Here is a 16,760-nt window from a genome sequence, read left to right as displayed (position 1 = left end):
CGCTACCACTTAGGCTTAAGCAGGCTAGAACCGCTATGGGTATCAGTCAAAAGGCGCTTGGCGTTAAGCTTGGCATGGAGCCAGGAACAGCTAGTGCTCGGATGAATCACTACGAGAAAGGGAAGCATACTCCCGATTACACAACCTTAAAACGAATGGCTGATGAGCTAGGTGTACCGGTGGCCTACTTCTTTTGTGAGTCAGAGAAAAGTGCTCAACTAGTGTGTTTGCTTGAAACGCTGAGTGATGCAGAAAAAGACGTATTAATAGACAGTTTAAAAAAAGATTTGGGTTCAACTTAAGTAGATTAGTTTGGACTCAATCTGCCACTTTGCTCCGCAAGAAACCTACCATACATACGCCCCGAAACTTACTGAAAGTACAGAAACTATTATCTCGACACCGCATAATCCCATCAGGATAGGCCATCTCTGGGGAAGATCACTGACTAACAAGAGGTAAAAACAATGTTAGAGCAAGACACTTACTTTGATTCCATCAAAGAGCGTGACATTGATTTACTCCTCATTGAAGAGTTGCATATAGAACCATCATTTCAACAGTTTATTTTTGAAAGTCTTATCCCGCAGCAAAAGTCTGTCAGTTTTATCGGAGCTTGGCACCCTGTATCCACTCATAATGGTGAATCTGACGTCATTGTTATATTTAGTGATGAAAACGGAAAGATAGTCGCCTTGCTTATTGAAAATAAAATAAACGCCAGTGCTCAATATAGGCAGGGTGAGCGATATATTGAACGAAGTAAGGAGGGTACTAAAAACGGCATTTAGGATGCATTTGCAACTTGCTTATTCGCACCTCAGAGCTTCCTAAACTGCGCACAGCAGAACTACCAAACAACATTGTCATATGAAGCGGTTCAACAGTTCTTTATCGAATAAAAAAATACACGGGCCGATTATAAATCCAAAGTTATAGGTTCAGCTATTGAGCACCAACGTAGAGGTACACAAAGGGAGGTAAATGAGGCCTCAACACAGTTTGCTTACAAATACACTCGCTACATGCAGAGTCAAATATCCAGACTCATTAATCAAAGAAAAGTTACAAGGTCGTGCTATAGGACACAGTTGGTTTTACTTCTATCCGTTCTCAGAACCATCGGTTTACTTGGTGCATCAACGCGCTAATGGCAATGCTGGTTTAACGATTCAAAATAAAAGGCTTACTGCCAAAAAGCAACAAATCGAAGCTGTAATCAATCGACTCCAGAACCAAAACATAAAACTGAACATCGGTAAGTAGGGTGTTTCATTGCTCTTTAAATCTCCGAAGATTAATAACATAGAGGCTGACTCTGAGGGCTGGATAGAAGATATTGAGAGCCCGGTAGAAAGGCTGCTTAAGGTGAAACATATCTATAACACTTCACTTAAGGATGAACTAGTTAAGCTGTTGTAACGCATTTGTGTCCAAAGGCTTGCTGATGGGACGACTTAACATACCTTTGCCCCATTACGTATATGGAATCCACGTATTTGCAAAGTGATTATCAAATCAAAGTTAAGATGCGTACGTATATGCGGCTTCTTTTGAGAGAGCCACCCTCTAGCCTTAGATGTTTGCGCACCTACCGTCCTCAACGAGTTTTCAGCTTTTTACAGCATTACAGAATGGTCAGGTTTTCAGTAGGTTGGTCTTACCTTTTATGCATCATCATTTTGCAAAGTTCTTTGTATTAAGAGATCAACAATATTGGTTTGTAATTTGTTTCATATCGAAGCATTGCCTAGGCAGTACGCACAACTTTGTTGGCTAACGCGATACAGGCCTTTTTGAACCCTATCCGTTTTATGATTTTTATTAACCACGCATCCTTCTGTGTCCTTGGCTCTTCAGGCAAACGACCGACATACGACATTGCTCCAAGATAAAGCAATGAGCGTAATTCTTTTACGCCACCACATTTGTCGATAACTATCATGAAGACTTTGCCGCCAGAGCTGTGTTGTTTTGGTGTCACACCAACAAATGCTGAAGCCTGCCTTCCATTTTTGAACGGTTTTCCATCGCCAAGTGTTGTGTATAGCACTGCTGCTGTGGTTTCCCCCTTCAATCTCCATGAGCCTTTGACAGGGTTCGATTTGTCGAGTCAGTGCATTTTTTCTTTTTCAAAGGATATGAGCTGAGATTTAAGTTGCTTATATTGTTCCCACAACAACGATAGCACCGCAATTACATTTTCAGGAATTTGAGTATCACCATCAAGCACAGCTTGTACCGATGCCTTCAAACCTTTTTCACCTCTTGGGTTTGCAATACCATAACCGAGTATAGTTCCACGAATATGCTGTCCCAGCGACACCACGCTACGAGAAAGAAATCGGCGACTGTATTTGATACCTATTTGAATTGCAGAATTTGCGATAGCTAACGCATCGTTATGATCAGTTTTGTGCCCTTCTAGATATCCTTTAACTTTTTTGGGGTTAATAATACGAACATCGTGTCCAAATGATTCAGCAAGCTGCCCCCAATAATGGCAGCCACAACATCCTTCCATAGAACGATAGGTGGTTTTGTTGTCGCAATAAACTCTTTAGTCTTTTGGCGTGTGAAAGCTTTATTGAACAGCAGTTCACCGTGAACACTGATATAACAGATTTGAAGAACATTTTTAGCCAAATCAATGGCAATCACATTAATCGTAAGCATGTTGGAATCCTCATGTTCAAGTCCCTCGTTCAAGCTTAGGGTGAAAGAGGGGGAGAGAATCCCATATATCATGTTTCAAACCGTAAATGACTCAAACTGAATTCGTATTTTCAGCAAATTTTTCTCATCACTAGCGATAAGCTTCAAGCGTACTTCAACATCCATATTGACTCCCTTGTTATTAGCCTGATAGCATCATCGCCTTATTGACTTTCAAGTCAATTTTTATCGGATAAAGCAAGGAGCCGCATGCTTAAGGCAGTAAAATCGATGACGTATTTGGGAGGTAATAATACATCCAAGCGCTAACCCTTTTGAGCAGTCAAAGTTTTATCGAACATTGTTAGTGGATGTTTTTGGTCAATCTTATATGTTTTTGCCAAGACATGCAGGCCACACGGAAAACCTAGGTGAGCTGGTTAATAACAGTATAGATATTTACTGGGCTCAGTCATTACCTCAAAACCATAGCGCCATGTGTGGTTACCTGTTAGACCTGAACAAGTTGTACTTCCAGGTGTCTGGCGATTACATGGCTAGCCATAAAAGTGAGCAACAGAAAATTGACTGGTTAAGCAATGGTATTGTTAGTGGTGAAGTGAAGGCGCCCAAGGGTAAAAGCTTCGCTCCTACCCCACCAACTAGCGCAACTGGCGCCATCCCTATAGCTGCCTCTTCTGTGGAGCAAGCTTCAGATACTCAAAAAGCCCAAAGAAAAGTTGAACCCTCACTGGGGCGTGGCGGCTACACGGGCCGTGTTCCAGCGGGACAGCTCAGTTTGTACTCCTGAAAGCCCTACAAGCGCCCCTTACACTAATTTAACGAACGCTGGGTTAAATCCTAAAACTGCGGCTGACATAACTCCTGAGTGTACCCGAACTGCCTTTGGTATTAGCTGTGAGCACGCAAGCAGGGGCTATGAGTTTGATGTACTAAAATCTCAGGCAGGCAAACCTAAAATGCGCTTTGCCGTAGTAGGTAAAGATAGCATCATCGTTAAACAGCAAGGCTCTTGTGCCAACGGTAGTTCAACGTGTCCGAGCATCAATGTAACCGGGCCAGATATTGGCGTAACCGAAAAGCGCCTAACTTTAAGTTTACAGTAAACGCACCATCAAGCGATGGAAGGCAAATAGCCAACGTAAAAGACTTTATTGGCTCTATAAGTAATGGGTATGGCACTTATCAAAGCTATCAGCTGAAAGCTCAAAGTTGCAGCTCTGGACATCCTTCTGCAGAAGTACATGCTTACGCCCCTTATCAATGGGATGGGCGATTAACCCTAGGTTACAACGATAAGTGGGAAGTGACATCTTCATTAAAAGGAAAGATGGGGGCGTCAGATTGGTCACTCGAAACAGCATCGGCTGACAACAGCTTTTCTAACTTTTTAAATCAACTAAACGATATTATTAAACAAGTGAAATCGTTAGTTGGCCAAGCCGATGACGACCATGGCTATGAACCTTTTAAGTCAGGCTTTACCCCTCCTAAGCTCAGTATCGGTGGCGGATTAAAGCTTGCGGAGCGGGATGCTAGCCCAGATGTTGGCCCGCAAGGTCATCTAGACCTTAAGTTTGAGCCGCTCATTGGCTTCAACTTTACTTGTGATGTTATTACCGCAGTCATTAAGAAAGTGTTTCCCGGTAAGCTAGCTGACCCCATTTTAGAAGCAAGAAAAGCGGCTAAAGACGGAATAGAGTCCTCCAGCGGTAAAGTGAAAGCCAGTGCCAATGTAGAAATAGAGCTCACAATGGATGGGCGTGTAGATTCTTTGCTTGGCTGGGAATTTAAACCCGATGGCAGTTGCTTGCCCACTCAAGGCGCAGACGCCAGTAAAGTCGAAGCGGGTATCGGTATCGGCCTAAAAGCGGTAACAGACGCAAAAGTAGAAGTGTTTATTATTAGCGTGCAAATTGGCAGTGAAATAAAGGCTGAGGGGGCCGAAGGCGCACAAGGTGTTGGCTTACTGTTTTCTGCTTACGCGACGGAAATTGACAACAAGCCCTCTATGGCAGGTAAGGCGGTATTCAGTGGTATTAAATTGGTGTATAGCTATCACGCCAAAGTGATGACGAAGGGTTTAGGAGCTAGAAATAACCGAAGAAGAACACAGGGTGGAAGCCTGAGTGAAGAGGAAGAGTTTACCGCGAAAAAAGAAGTTAAAGGGGAGAAGGTTCTACTAGAGCCGATAACTATTTTCGATACTGGAGTATCAAAACAAGGAGCTACGTTAGACAATGTTAACCTCTAAAAAAGCGGCTTGGTCTGTTAAGTTTCATTGCAATAAGTATCGTCATTATTTCAGGAGAGAGTAAGGTGTTACAGGGAAAACCAGTATTTAAATTAGAATTACATGCTTATGGGGCTCGATATCAATTAGACGTGAATGGTGCGGCAGCATTCAGGGAGCATACATCAGCTAATCAAACTACGGTTGACCTACCTATAAATCACTGGATGCACCTAGAACAAAGTGAAATCAAGTTTTTGATAGTGCCGCCTGTAACAGGCTCACACATTCGAATAACCTACTCCAGCGCATTACCTCCTCTGCGCCTCGGTAATAATAGTGAGGGGTGATAGGGAATAAATAGCGCCGAGTTTGCATTTGACTATCGCGGCGGTGATAAATTCGGGGGAGATAGGGTGAGCCGATGAGCGACCAAAACGGGCGCGGAATGCCGGCTCCGTCGGTGATGAAGTGGGCTGGTATAACTAGCGATTTAACCTCTCCCCGGGCGTTTTTATATTTGACTAGAACAGGGCGTTCTACTCGGTAGCGTCTGCTAAAAGGCATCGGCACCAGTAGCGGCGGGTCTGCATGTATCAGCTTCACTGTCGGCATTTAGTACCTCGATTCTTGAACAAGACTGAGTAGGTTGTTTTTGCCTTCGTCTTTTTGTTCCAGCGCAGCGCGCAAGCTTTGGGACTCAACCTTCATCACGATACACGCTTGGGTGAGAGAGGGTTCTAGCACTTCGGCGTTGAGCATTTCAACTTGGGCGAAGGACACTTGGCCGCCGGAAGCGCGGGTGAGCATTTCAACTTGGGCAAAGGGCACTTGGCCGCCGAAAGCGCGGGTGAGCATTTCAACTTGGCTAAATGTGACACTCTTGCTCATTAGCTATCCCCCCCGGTTTCTAGGTACAAGCGGGTGGTTCGCGCCAGCTCTGTCCAGCTTCTTCCATTATTTGAACCTGTGTTCCACTTGGGATAAGTGCGGTGTATGTAATCAGTAATGTCTGAGTGCAGCCCTACCAACTCATGATTATTGTTGCTCGCGGTTGAGCGCAGATAGTATTTTAGCGTGCCGATATCTTCGTCATCTTTTGCCCTGACAAACAAGTTCATGCCGTACACTTCGGTGCCCGGCGCTTCCACATAAGCAATGCAGGACGCAGTCTCCTCACTAGTCAGCCTCGCATTGTCATCGGGGCTGTTTAACGCCTCTTCTGCGCTGCTCGCATTTTCGACCGCCCAATCATTGAACGCGCTTGTGAAGGGCATGGTGGCCATTTTGGCCGAGGCCATCAAAGGCACACCGCTGACACTCGATGTATCAGAGACACTAGCCGTATACGTCATGTAAAAATCATCAATATCAAAGCGCACGCCCTGCGGGCTCGCGCCTAAGTAAGCAAAGTTGCCCGAGGACATTTGGTTTTGGCCAGAAAACCAGCCCATATTGCGGCCACCGATAAACACATCATGTGTGGAGCTAGAGGAAGTATTAGCACGCAACTCCAAGTAGTACCATTTGCCCGGCTCAAGGTCGCAGATGTAGGTAGGCTCAACGCCCATTCGCGTTCCGTAGAGCTTGTCGTTCTGAATAAATAGGTAGTAGCCGTATAAGCTAGAGCCTTCATTCGCTCTGAGTAGATTTTCAAGTGTCTGCTCGCCCCCCGGCTGATAACAAAAGCGCCCCCAAATTAAGTTCGGCTCCTCACCTATGGACGCGGAATACCGGAAAGCGGCGCCAGTGTAGATACCAAAGCGGGATTGTGTTGATTCGTGCTGTAGCTCGGTGAGCGCGTCGCCCTCAGGCGTGGTCGACTCAAAGCGCAGCGCCTCGCCATATTTGCGCCCCGACACCATTGACACGGCATCCGGATTACCGAACCGCATGAGCAAAAACGCTTCAAGGTCGGAGTTGGGGTTAATGTTGTCAAAGCCGCTAAAATACGTGTCCATTACAAAGTCACCTCTACGTCGTCACGCGCGCGCAATACGCCGGAGACATACACGTCGCCGGCCGGTAAATCCACCAAAGGGAGCCAGCCGCGCGCGTTGGCTTGCTCGAAGGTAAGGCCCGAGCGCACATAGGCCCGCCCTTGCATCTCTTGGTCGTCTGAGTGTGGAATGAGGGTTAAACGCTGCTGATAAAGCGCGCCCGGGGTCAATTGGCCTGAGAGCTGGACGGTGTAATCCTCGTCTGGTTCTGGAGTAAAGTAGATTTCACCGCCGCTAATTATAGAACTAAGCTCTGCCCCTGAAATCACGGCGACATGCTGACCAACAATATCAGCTTGGCGAGGGTGGCCCCAATCCCCCACAAGCGCGGCCCATGCGCTTAAGTCTGTCGATAGGTTGCCAAGGCGTATTAGTTGCCACTCGGTGCCATTAAAGCGCGCCTGATAGCTGCAAAGATGATGCAAAAAGCCTAAATTTAGCAGCGCTGAGCCTTGCACATCATGCCCGTTCCCGTTAAGCGTTGGGCGGCTCACTGTGGTTCCACTGCCGCCTAATACAGCAGTGATTTCTACCCATTGCCACGACGTCGGCTCGGCGGGTAGCTTCACCACAAAGTTTTGCTCACTTGCGTCAAGCACATAGCGCCCGGAGGCAGCCAGCAAAGCGTCTTCGTTGTCATAGTTTAGTGTGCTCGATGCGTGCGCGGTAGCTTCATGGTTGGCGATAGCCTCAGCGATATCTTCGCCGCGCGCGAAATCAGGGTGCGCCTCACTGTCGAGGTTGTGGTTCGCGATAGCGTCGCTAATATCTTCGTCAACTTCGGAGCTTAGCGCGTATTGCGGATGAGCATCATCAGCGTGGATATGTGCCTCGAGCGCTTCCCTCGACTCTGACAACGCAATGGTCTTTATTGCCAGCGTTATTTGATTAAGCGTGGCCTTGGCCGGGGCGATGTTGGCCTCGTCTAGTACTGCCAAAAGTTCAGCCTGTAGCATGTTCAGCCACTCAAAACCGATTTCAGTGGGGCGGGTTCCCCCGCCGCCGCCATGGAACCAGCCCGGCTTGTTTTCCGCTTGCATCGGTGGCATTTCTGCAGCGGTGCTAGGGGTGTCTACTAAATGCATAATTACCTCGCAAATAAACCTTTAAAATTGCCTGACTCTCTTTGGTCTGTCACTTCAAACTCAGTGTTAGACCTTAATAACATGTAAACCATACTTGGGCTGCGGTCATACCACGCCCTATATAGCGCGCCTACCGACCAAAGCGCGATAGGAACAATAATTGGCGGCTGTATATCCGAGCCCCTCCCTACTACAATCATTACCTCTTTATAGCCGCGCTCGGCTAAATCAGGGATGTCATAAACCATATTAGGTCGGCTTGATTGCTGATATTCGATAATCTCTACCCAAACTGGTACGGACGGTGTTTCATCCTTTTTCAAATACTGAGAGTGGGGGTCGTCGCTGCGTTCATGTTCATCGATAGCCTCGCCTATCTGCTCCTCCCGCGCATATTGGCTGTGCGGGTTGGTCGCGTTTTTGTGTGCCTCGATCGCCTCGCCGATACTTTGCTCTACATCTTCTTCCGTAGCATATTGTGGATGCGGGTTGGGTGCGTTTTCGTGGTCGCTCAGCGCTTGTGCAAAGGCTTCGGCCAAACTGTTTAAGGCTTGGCTGACCTCATCGTTAGATGGCACGTCTAAGTTGTTGCGGCCTTCACTTTTGCTGGCCACATCGGCCAAGTTTTTAGAAGCCTGTAAAAAGCCGCCGTCCTCGATTTTTTCTTGCGCTATGGTTCTTACGGCTTCGGCCCATTGGTGCAAGTCGTCTTTGTTAGGCGCAAGCCCAGCTGCGGCCAGCAAGTTTAGCCCTTCGGCTTGGATCATGTTGAACCAATCCGCGCCGGGATAGGTTGGCGCTTGCGCTTGGCCGCCCTTGGAAAACCAGCCCGCGCGGACCAGCTCTTCAAAGGGCGGCATTGCAGAAACAGCAGTTTCATTATCTACCTGATGCATGGTTAAACCTCGGTATATGCAAATACAAACCGCCCTTCGGCAGGTTTGTAGGTGTTAAGTAAACACTCAAGCCGCCCATCGCCAAAAAGGCGCACGGGGGTTAAGCAGGAATCATTACAGGTCGCCCAGCGCTCAACTGGGGCGGCGCTATAAACCACGGGTGCGAGACCTGATTTGGGGTGATATAAAGGCGCTTCACAGTGGCTCTGGCAGTGATGGCCATAAGCTTCATCTATCTCAACCTCAAAGCCCGCGCGAGTGGCCAGCTCGACGTAATACCATTGGCTAAGGCCGCCATAGGCGGTATCTTTGGCGTAAGCATCTAAGCGGCGCTTGGCTAAATCGTCGCCGCCTAGGCCGCACTCGGGGAGGCCTAGCGCGTCTTCCCATTCATCAATAAGGATTAGCGCCGATTCTGGGTAAATTTCTTTTTCTATATCGCTAATATCGCTATCAGCGCGGGCCAGTGATTCGGCTAAGCCCTGTAAAAAATAGGTGATATTGTCCGCCTCATTGCGAGACCAAGCGAAGCCCGGCGGCAGCAGCTTTTGCGCCATTTGGCGGTAATCAGTGGCACTCATTCCCATACGATATCCCCAAAGGTAATTAGTTCAGTTGCACTTGATGGGGTGTCCTCGCCTAGGTCTAATGTGTAGTCATAGACGCCCGCGCGGGTGATAGCCCCTTGCACTTGTGTTAACGGCAAGGTGTAACCCGGAACAATAAGGCGAAGCTCTAACAGCGCTAGCTCTTGTGCAATGGCCGCGCGCTCTGTCGCGTCATCAACACCACCGATAGTGAGCACAAGCTCTTTAGGCACGAGGTCTAGCATAATGAGCTCGGCGGTAATGGGGCGGCCTACCTCAACATTGGTTGCGGGGTCAAAGTGGCGATAGATATAATCCTCAACCTCTGCTTTTTTCTGCTCATTTGGGAATTTAGGATCGTCAAAATCACGGACGAACGTTAACCCGACAGTGCCGAGGCCATACCATGTGGGGTAAGTCCAAGCGCGAGTCACGCTGGGCACCTCTAGCGCCCAGCGCACATAGTCAAATTCAGCGCCACCTTGGGGCGGGTAGCGCATTTGAAATATTAGACGCTCGAGCAGCGCTTCTATGGGCTCCTCGTTCACCCCGCCAGTAATGCCCGGCTCGATAGTTTCACCGCTTGATGCGATACCATCAGCCGGGGTAATAAGTTTCACGGTTACCCCGGCGCTAACGTTGCCGTCGTAGCTCTCGCTGTTTGGGCGCTGCGCTTCGACGTCAGCGACAATGACGCCGCCCGACTCTTGAGTATTGCTCAGGGTGATATAAATCACGCCATCGCCGCGTTGCATTTCACGCCCTGCGGGTAAGTTTGTACCGACTTCTGCGACAAAAGACACCGAGCCTTGCGCTTTGGTCGCGCTTTTGCGCTGTATTCCGCGGCGGTTGGCATTGTAGATAATGGTTGAATCGCTGTTCTCTGTGCCGGGTACAATTTGGCGCGACACATAATCAATACGGTCATGCAAATCTTTGACAAGTGCGCTTTGTGCAAAGTTAATCGCGCGCTCGACACTGAAGGGCAAGCGGGGCTGGCTGCCATCTAAGTGTGTCTCTATGTCCAGCTCGCCTTGCTTGATCAAATCCTCAAGGCTTGGGGATATATACGCCATTATTGCGCCTCCCATCGTAAACTAAAACCGTAAGGCAACAGCTCACCGTCTGCCTTGGTAATGGTGATATCTAAGCGCAGCCATTTTTCGCGCGCGCCCTCAAGGCCGGGCGGCTGCCAAGTACTGCCTTTGACCTCAACCGCGCTGGCCATGTTCTCAATAAGTAGTGGCTCCAAGGCTTCGCGGGCGTAATCCTCGGCCTCAAACTGCAGGCGGGGCACAATCTTTTCACGCGAAAGTAGCCACAAGCGCGAGCCTATCGGGTATGGGAAAAAACTGTCGCCCGGCCAACCTCGGCGGTCACCGCTGCGGTCGGGTATCTCGTCGCCCTCAGTGGCGCGGCGGTCTGAAAACAGCATGATAAAAACCATCGTAAACCAGCCGTCCTCCTGCATAACCCCGGCGCTGTCTAAGTCAATGTCACCGCCGCTGGCGTGATAAATTAATTTAATAGTCATGATTGAGGCCCTGTGGTCGGCGAGCCGTTCACGCGGTGGAAGTGCGCGGTGTACTTAATGCCGTCCGCATCAAATTCTTGCGCGAATACCTCACCTGTAAAGGTCGCTTTTGGCGTGTTACTTGTTAACTCACCGCTGGCGTTTAAATGAACGGTTGACGCATTCACGGTAAAGCTCGGCGTATTGATAACGACGCTTTGCTCGGCATCAATGATTAAGCGCTTAAGGCTTAGTATGCCGACGCCGTCTTTTGTGAGTTTGAAATTATGGCCCTCTAAATGGTAAAGGCAGCTGTCACCCTCTATTAACCCGGCGGGGCGGCAGTCCTTGTCTTCAACGGCTAGAGCGATGAGTTGGTCTAGGTTGCCCCCAAGGGCTGCCACAATCGCTTCTGATACCTTCGGTGGCACGCTGGTGTGCCCGTAGTTTTGAAAGCGTTCTATATTGTCGGCCAGCTCGCCGCTGAAAACATTCACCTTTAAGTGCTGGCGCGGGCTTGAGTCGTCCACGCTAGAGAGCCGCGCGCGGCGAAGGCTTAAGCGCAAGCGGCGCTTGATGGGGGCGAGTAGGCGCTCTATTGCGTTGAGTTCGTTTGCCACGCTAAGGCCTCCTCGCTAGCCTGTTCTTCGGTAATAACTAAAGCCTCAGGCGGTTGAGTGGTCAGCTCGCACAACTCCCCGTCGTCGCCTTCTGTCAGTGTTACCGCAACAATCAGGCGCTCACCGTTAATGCCTAGCAGTGGATTATCAACGTATACCAGGCGATTGGGCTGCCAGTAGCCCTCGCTATTATCCCAGCCCGTTACCGTTGTATTCTCGATAACGTCTTCACCTAAATCCCGGCAGCGTTGCCACTGCCCACGGGCGCGGGCATTTTCGGCGCTTAGCTCCGATTCACACACCACAATACGCGGGCGATAAAGCGGCACGCTACGGTCATAGACCACTATTGCATTACCGCTGGCTTGGTCGGCGTCCCAACTAAGGCCGCCGTTAGTTGAGCCCTTAACGATGTACTGGCTAGCGCGCTGTTGCAGGCTGTCGGTGCCGCTGGCTGCCTTGATGTTTTCACCTAGGCGCAATTCAGGCGTGACCAGTGCGGTACCAGCTCGTGTGACCACCAGCGCACCTTGTGAATTGCTGGTCAGCAAAACGCCGCGCTGGCGTGCGAGGCGCTCGAGCAGTTCGAATACGGTTTCGCCCTGCTCAATACGCACGGTAGTAAAAGGCGCATCATGGCCGGGTGCAAGCTGTACCACATCGATACCAAAGGGACGGCACAAAGTACGGGCAATGTCGCTAAGGCGCTGGTTGTCAAATTGGCCGCCCTCATAAACGGCGCTGGAATCGGTAAGCTGCCCAGTTAAGGATCGCCCGCTTAGCTCATAGCGCACATTTTGGTCATCGTGTGAGGCGCCCACTGTATCGATGTAACCGGTTAGTACGATGCGTTCCTGATAGCGCACCTCGACGAGATCACCTTTTTCAATGGCGAGTTGCTGGGGCTGCTCAACAGGGGTGGTCACACTTGCCGAAAAAGACCAAGCAAGGGTGCGCACGTCCATATCAACGCGGCTAGATAGCCAGTCGGTGTAGTCAAGGTCGCGAATGCGCAGGGTAATATTACTCATTAACGATCTCCAAGTTGGTGCCCGGCATGATAAAGCTCGGATTTTTTATGCCATTGCGGCGGATAATATCATCGCGGCGCTTAGCGTCTCCGGTTTCCCGGTAAGCAATCAAAATCAAAGGCTCCGTTGTAGTGGTGGTAATGGTACGAATACGCGGCAATAGCAGCGCACGCTGGTTGATATCGGTTCGCACCTGCACACTCGCGTCACGTAAGGCTTGCCAGCTACCCGCGCGCCCAAGATTTGAGGCGGTAATGGCTTGGATGTTGAGGTTAGTATCTATGCTGTCGCTGGCTTTCTCGGCGCTTTTGGCATCAGCAAAGGTGGTGCGGGGCACGGTTCCTGCGCTAAAGAGAGCCACTTGCGCTTCTAGCAAGCTAGATAGTTCAACGTGTCGGCGCTGCTTTATTTCTAACACCGTACCTGGTACTGCGGCGATACTATTTGAGGTGCGATTGTTATAAACTCCGCCGCGCGCTTCATACTCGTAGCACTTGCCCTCATAGCGGCGTTTTAGCTGACCATAAGCTTGCAGCTCTTCCGGGGCGCGGGTAGCTAAGTCTTCGGCCCGCGAGAGCAAGTTGGCATACTCGCGCGCTAGCTCTCCGGGCTTAGCCAGTAGCTCTCCAATGCGGGTTTTAAACTGCTCAGCTTGGTCTAGTACATCGCCAAGGTTTGAGGCTGGGTCGCTCATCTGGCGGTAAAACTCGGCCATATCATCGACGAAGCCCTTGCCTTGTTCGGCTAAGTCTTCTTGGTCGTAGTCAGGCAGCATGGTCGTGTCGAACTCGTTTTCAAAGTCGTTATTAACTTGTTTTAAACCATCATCAACACTGCTTTGAAGGACAACCTCAGTGCTTTGTGTGCTTACCGGGGCACTTTGCCTCCCAGCATCGAAGCATTCAAAATTGATCTCTGCATAGCCGCCGTGGTTGGTTATTAGTTTGTGATTGACTTCGCCGATTTGAATAGTGCGCTCACCAAAGTGCGGGTGCACCAGCATGCCGGGACCGGGGGCGTTAAGCGCAGTAAGTAAGCGACTTAAATCATTTCGGTAGTTATCGCCAATGACGATTGCTTCAATGTTAAAGTTCGACAGAACTGCGCCGTTATCCTCCGTCCAGCCTCGCTCGCTCTTGGGGTATTGGTGAGCAATCACCCGGCGGCCAGACTTGCCGCCAATGGTTTTATCTTTGAATACCACGCCACGGAAGCTGGCGTTTTGTAAGTCATACCAATTACTCATGCTAGCCCCCGATAACCGATGAGGTTGGTCCGTTGGCCACTGTGACATTTAAGCCGCTGCTGCGCGGTTTATAGCGGGCGGAAATACGTTTGTCCTCAAAGACAACCTCAAGGGTGCCCATCGGCTCGGAGCCGGGCATTGCGGAGTTTTCTCGCGCGGCGCGGTATTGCGCGCTGCGCTGAGCTCGTGGTGAGGCTGGGGCACTCTTTCCTTCGCTATCATCAATAAATTGTTCGCCCACTTTGCCGCCGACAAACTCGCCACCCAATGAGCCAAGTATGCCGCCTATCAGGCCACCAATCGCGGTTCCCAAGCCGGGCACAATGGAGCCTATTAGTGCGCCCGCGGCTGCGCCGCCTGCACCGCCACCCAATGCGCCCGCGGTGCGGCCCACATCCTCAGCGGTGCCATTGCTTACTGCATCTATGATCATCAAGCCGCTTACCGCCGTGCCTGCGATAGGTACGCCTCGTGCGGCCTTGGTCACATGAGGCAAGCCGGGAATATTGGTAAACCTACCGGGCGCTTTACTAGGAGCGGAGCTTAGTATATTGGTTTTAGCGTTTGACCTCGGCGTGTTGCGCTGGGGCAGCCCTTTACCACGGCGGCCGCCTTTGCGGTCAACGCCGCCGCCCGTCCCGCCCATAGCCATATTTACAACAAATACTTTTTGTACGGCGCCCGCGCCAGGCACATTGCCGGGGCCTTTTTTACCTTGTTTACCGTAACGTACCCAATCATAAGCTCCTCGGCCTATGTCATAACCTTTTTTGAGTCCTTTAAGGGCTTTTGCTATGGCAACTGCCCCTTTAACTACAGCGGTAGCATAAACAACAAAATTGACCGTGCTGCTTACAGTGTCTTTATCTAGGGAGTTGAGCCATTCGCTAAACTCCTGCAACGGACCACTGAAGTTCTCGTGGGCCATTTGGTCGATTGTGCCTTTAATGCCTGTGAGTACCGCGCCCAAACTGCCCGCATTACGCGCAGCTGCCTTGGCTGTCATGCCGTATTCGACGTTGCCTGAAATCATATCTTGCATGAGCTTTCGGTTTTCCGGTGCGAGCAGCGCGCGCAGGCCTGAGAGCGCGGTGGCATCAAACAGCCCATTTTCACTGAGCGCGGTCAGCTGTTTGCCGCCCAAGTGCGATGTGGCGCTTTGTACATCTTCCAAAATGGCGAACTGGTCGCGCATGGTCTGGCCGTCGTCTTCAAAAATGCGAATCCCTTTGGCTTGGAGATCAGCTTGTTTCTTAGCATCGGTAAAGGTGCGGAACAGCGCCTCAATGCTGGTGCTTACCTCTGAGGCGGAGCCTTTGGTTTTAGCGAAAATTTGAAACAGCGCGCCCATTTGGGTCATGGCTTCCGGCCCACCTTGCGTCAACTGCGCAAATACGCGCGGCGCTTCGTTGGCAAATTCTTTGACGGATATCGAACCCTTAGAGAATTGCGCGAAAAAACGGTCAAGCTGATTTTGTACTTGCTCAGCGTTGCGAATGCCGTTTTCCCACATGGCGGCCATCAGTTCGCCCGAGGCTTTAGCATCAGCGCCGAAACCTTGAATCGCCAGCGCCAAGTTGTGGATATTGTCTTGGGCCGCTTCGATATCCCCGGTGCGACCGATGAAGGTATCGAGCGCTTCGCCTAGCTCGTCGCGACTGATATTGATATTGCTATCAGTGGCAACGTCTTGCAGTAGCTGCTTTAGCTCCTCTACTTGCTCTGATGGCATATTCGCGTTTGTGCCTAAGCGGGATATTTGCTTGTCAAAGTCGGCAACGCTTTTGATAAGATGTGCCGATAGAAAAGGGGTGTCGGCAGCAGTGTAGCGATTGCCAATGCGGTCAAGCCCATTTGACGCCATCGCCGCTGAGCGTTGCATCCTCAAAAAGCTTTTCTTAGCTCGCGCGCCAATACCGTTAAAGGCGCGACCATACTTCTTCGCTTGGCTGAGCAAGTTACCTTGTAAGTCAATGACGATAGAGGTTTGTAGCTTTTTAGACATTGGAATTTAACACTCGCTGTAATCGTTTAGTGCGCAGCATGAGTGCCGTGATAGGCATCTGTTGCGCTTTGTCTAAGGGAAGGCCAGATTGGCTGGCGAACCAGAGGCAGAGGCGGTCAAGCGCCGCTATCTGCCTCATCCATTCGCCCCCGCTCAGTGGCCGCCTCCAATGCGGCCTCATCTAAGGCGTTGATTTGCTCGGTGAGCATCAACCAATCATCTATGTGCAAAGTGCGTAGCATTGACAAATCAAAAGGGCCTTGCACTGTGCCGATACGCTTAATCTGCTTAACAACTAGCAGCGCGGAAAACATTTCCTCGCTGCGAGCCATCACATAGCGCATGCGCCCGCCCTCAACGACGGCGCGCATGCTTTCAGACTCGGTGGCGGCGTCGATTAAATCGCCTTGTGTCAGTTCGCGTAGCTCCACCTCAAAGTGGGTTCGCGCATCATCGCTTTTGCCGGGCTTGTAGCCGTGGTCAAATTTAAAGGTGAGGCTCATCTAAATTTCCTCGCACTCAACGAAAACAAAGTCACAGTTGATTTCACCACTTTCTTCGTTGAGGGAGATAGCGTCTCCAGCGCTGCACTCGGTCAGTAAAAAGCTCATGCCGTTGTCGCCCTTAAAGGTAATGGTGGCATCAGTCATGTTACGCAGCGCAAGTAGGCTTACATCTTGATGCGCGGCGATGGCAAAGGTTAGCTTGCCCGGCTCCCAGCGCCGCGAGATGCCCCATACGCGCCCTGGTCCGGTGTGCGCTTGGCCAACAAAACCGCCGGGATCTAACGTTGCCCCGAGTTTGGAGTGAAATTGAGAGCCATCATGGCGAATAACGGCAGAGCCTAGGATCTTAGACATAGCGCCCC

The 16,760-nt window shown here is 50.4% G+C and carries 20 protein-coding genes; 5 read left to right on the top strand and 15 right to left on the bottom strand.

Annotated features, from left to right (window positions below; all coding sequences use genetic code 11):
• The first annotated feature begins 35 nt into the window (after positions 1-35).
• Both LQZ07_RS04630 and LQZ07_RS04625 read left to right on the top strand, forming a co-directional pair.
• The gene (locus LQZ07_RS04630; protein WP_249483532.1) at positions 36-302 is read left to right on the top strand and encodes a helix-turn-helix domain-containing protein; all 267 of its coding nucleotides are present in this window, start codon (positions 36-38) and stop codon (positions 300-302) included.
• 165 nt (positions 303-467) lie between these two features.
• The gene (locus tag LQZ07_RS04625; RefSeq protein WP_152780712.1) at positions 468-791 is read left to right on the top strand and encodes a hypothetical protein; all 324 of its coding nucleotides are present in this window, start codon (positions 468-470) and stop codon (positions 789-791) included.
• A 959-nt stretch (positions 792-1,750) separates the two neighbouring features.
• Here the strand turns inward: LQZ07_RS04625 and LQZ07_RS04620 are convergent.
• Both LQZ07_RS04620 and LQZ07_RS04615 read right to left on the bottom strand, forming a co-directional pair.
• Positions 1,751-2,077 (bottom strand): transposase, encoded by a 327-nt coding sequence (locus LQZ07_RS04620; RefSeq protein ID WP_227981122.1) that lies wholly within the window; start codon positions 2,075-2,077, stop codon positions 1,751-1,753.
• Between the two features lie 36 nt (positions 2,078-2,113).
• Positions 2,114-2,524: a hypothetical protein gene (locus tag LQZ07_RS04615; protein ID WP_227981123.1), complete on the bottom strand. Its 411-nt coding sequence runs from the start codon at positions 2,522-2,524 to the stop codon at positions 2,114-2,116.
• Between the two features lie 522 nt (positions 2,525-3,046).
• Between LQZ07_RS04615 and LQZ07_RS04610 the strand changes: the two genes are divergently transcribed.
• From LQZ07_RS04610 to LQZ07_RS04600, 3 genes are all read left to right on the top strand, one after another.
• Positions 3,047-3,466, top strand: coding sequence for a hypothetical protein (locus tag LQZ07_RS04610; RefSeq protein ID WP_152786540.1), 420 nt, complete (start codon positions 3,047-3,049; stop codon positions 3,464-3,466).
• Positions 3,467-3,709: 243 nt separating this feature from the next.
• A complete protein-coding gene (locus LQZ07_RS04605) occupies positions 3,710-4,930 on the top strand; it encodes a hypothetical protein (RefSeq protein WP_249483530.1) in 1,221 nt (406 codons plus the stop codon).
• Between the two features lie 65 nt (positions 4,931-4,995).
• Positions 4,996-5,259, top strand: coding sequence for a hypothetical protein (locus tag LQZ07_RS04600; protein ID WP_152786515.1), 264 nt, complete (start codon positions 4,996-4,998; stop codon positions 5,257-5,259).
• A gap of 265 nt (positions 5,260-5,524) precedes the next feature.
• Here LQZ07_RS04600 and LQZ07_RS04595 read toward each other — a convergent pair whose 3' ends face one another.
• The 13 genes from LQZ07_RS04595 to LQZ07_RS04535 form a co-directional block, all read right to left on the bottom strand.
• Positions 5,525-5,800: a hypothetical protein gene (locus LQZ07_RS04595; protein ID WP_152786513.1), complete on the bottom strand. Its 276-nt coding sequence runs from the start codon at positions 5,798-5,800 to the stop codon at positions 5,525-5,527.
• On the bottom strand, positions 5,800-6,870 hold the full coding sequence (locus LQZ07_RS04590; protein WP_152786511.1) for a hypothetical protein: 1,071 nt from the start codon (positions 6,868-6,870) through the stop codon (positions 5,800-5,802). The genes LQZ07_RS04595 and LQZ07_RS04590 overlap by 1 nt, the downstream gene beginning before the upstream one ends.
• Entirely contained in the window at positions 6,870-7,994 is a 1,125-nt protein-coding gene (locus LQZ07_RS04585) for a hypothetical protein (protein WP_152786510.1), read from the bottom strand. Before LQZ07_RS04585 ends, LQZ07_RS04590 begins: the two co-directional genes overlap by 1 nt.
• A gap of 2 nt (positions 7,995-7,996) precedes the next feature.
• Positions 7,997-8,890, bottom strand: a complete 894-nt coding sequence (locus LQZ07_RS04580) for a hypothetical protein (RefSeq protein ID WP_152786508.1) — start codon at positions 8,888-8,890, stop codon at positions 7,997-7,999.
• Between the two features lie 2 nt (positions 8,891-8,892).
• Entirely contained in the window at positions 8,893-9,477 is a 585-nt protein-coding gene (locus tag LQZ07_RS04575) for a YmfQ family protein (protein ID WP_249483528.1), read from the bottom strand.
• Complete coding sequence (locus LQZ07_RS04570; protein ID WP_249483527.1) at positions 9,468-10,553, bottom strand: baseplate J/gp47 family protein; 1,086 nt, start codon at positions 10,551-10,553, stop codon at positions 9,468-9,470. The genes LQZ07_RS04575 and LQZ07_RS04570 overlap by 10 nt, the downstream gene beginning before the upstream one ends.
• Complete coding sequence (locus tag LQZ07_RS04565; protein WP_249483525.1) at positions 10,553-11,011, bottom strand: phage GP46 family protein; 459 nt, start codon at positions 11,009-11,011, stop codon at positions 10,553-10,555. The genes LQZ07_RS04570 and LQZ07_RS04565 overlap by 1 nt, the downstream gene beginning before the upstream one ends.
• On the bottom strand, positions 11,008-11,610 hold the full coding sequence (locus LQZ07_RS04560; protein ID WP_152786523.1) for a phage baseplate assembly protein V: 603 nt from the start codon (positions 11,608-11,610) through the stop codon (positions 11,008-11,010). The genes LQZ07_RS04565 and LQZ07_RS04560 overlap by 4 nt, the downstream gene beginning before the upstream one ends.
• Positions 11,586-12,641, bottom strand: coding sequence for a phage baseplate assembly protein (locus LQZ07_RS04555; RefSeq protein ID WP_249483523.1), 1,056 nt, complete (start codon positions 12,639-12,641; stop codon positions 11,586-11,588). Before LQZ07_RS04555 ends, LQZ07_RS04560 begins: the two co-directional genes overlap by 25 nt.
• Positions 12,634-13,887: a DNA circularization protein gene (locus LQZ07_RS04550; protein ID WP_194164237.1), complete on the bottom strand. Its 1,254-nt coding sequence runs from the start codon at positions 13,885-13,887 to the stop codon at positions 12,634-12,636. Before LQZ07_RS04550 ends, LQZ07_RS04555 begins: the two co-directional genes overlap by 8 nt.
• Before the next feature lies 1 nt (position 13,888).
• A complete protein-coding gene (locus LQZ07_RS04545) occupies positions 13,889-15,892 on the bottom strand; it encodes a phage tail tape measure protein (RefSeq protein ID WP_152786119.1) in 2,004 nt (667 codons plus the stop codon).
• A 116-nt stretch (positions 15,893-16,008) separates the two neighbouring features.
• A complete protein-coding gene (locus LQZ07_RS04540) occupies positions 16,009-16,395 on the bottom strand; it encodes a phage tail assembly protein (protein ID WP_152786121.1) in 387 nt (128 codons plus the stop codon).
• Complete coding sequence (locus tag LQZ07_RS04535) at positions 16,396-16,752, bottom strand: phage tail tube protein (protein ID WP_152786123.1); 357 nt, start codon at positions 16,750-16,752, stop codon at positions 16,396-16,398.
• Between the last annotated feature and the right edge of the window lie 8 nt (positions 16,753-16,760).

This window comes from Agarivorans sp. B2Z047, from assembly GCF_023373605.1.
GTDB classification, from domain to species: domain Bacteria; phylum Pseudomonadota; class Gammaproteobacteria; order Enterobacterales; family Celerinatantimonadaceae; genus Agarivorans; species Agarivorans albus.
Note: the sequence above shows the minus strand (reverse complement) of the source record. Positions and strands in the feature narration are given on the sequence as shown.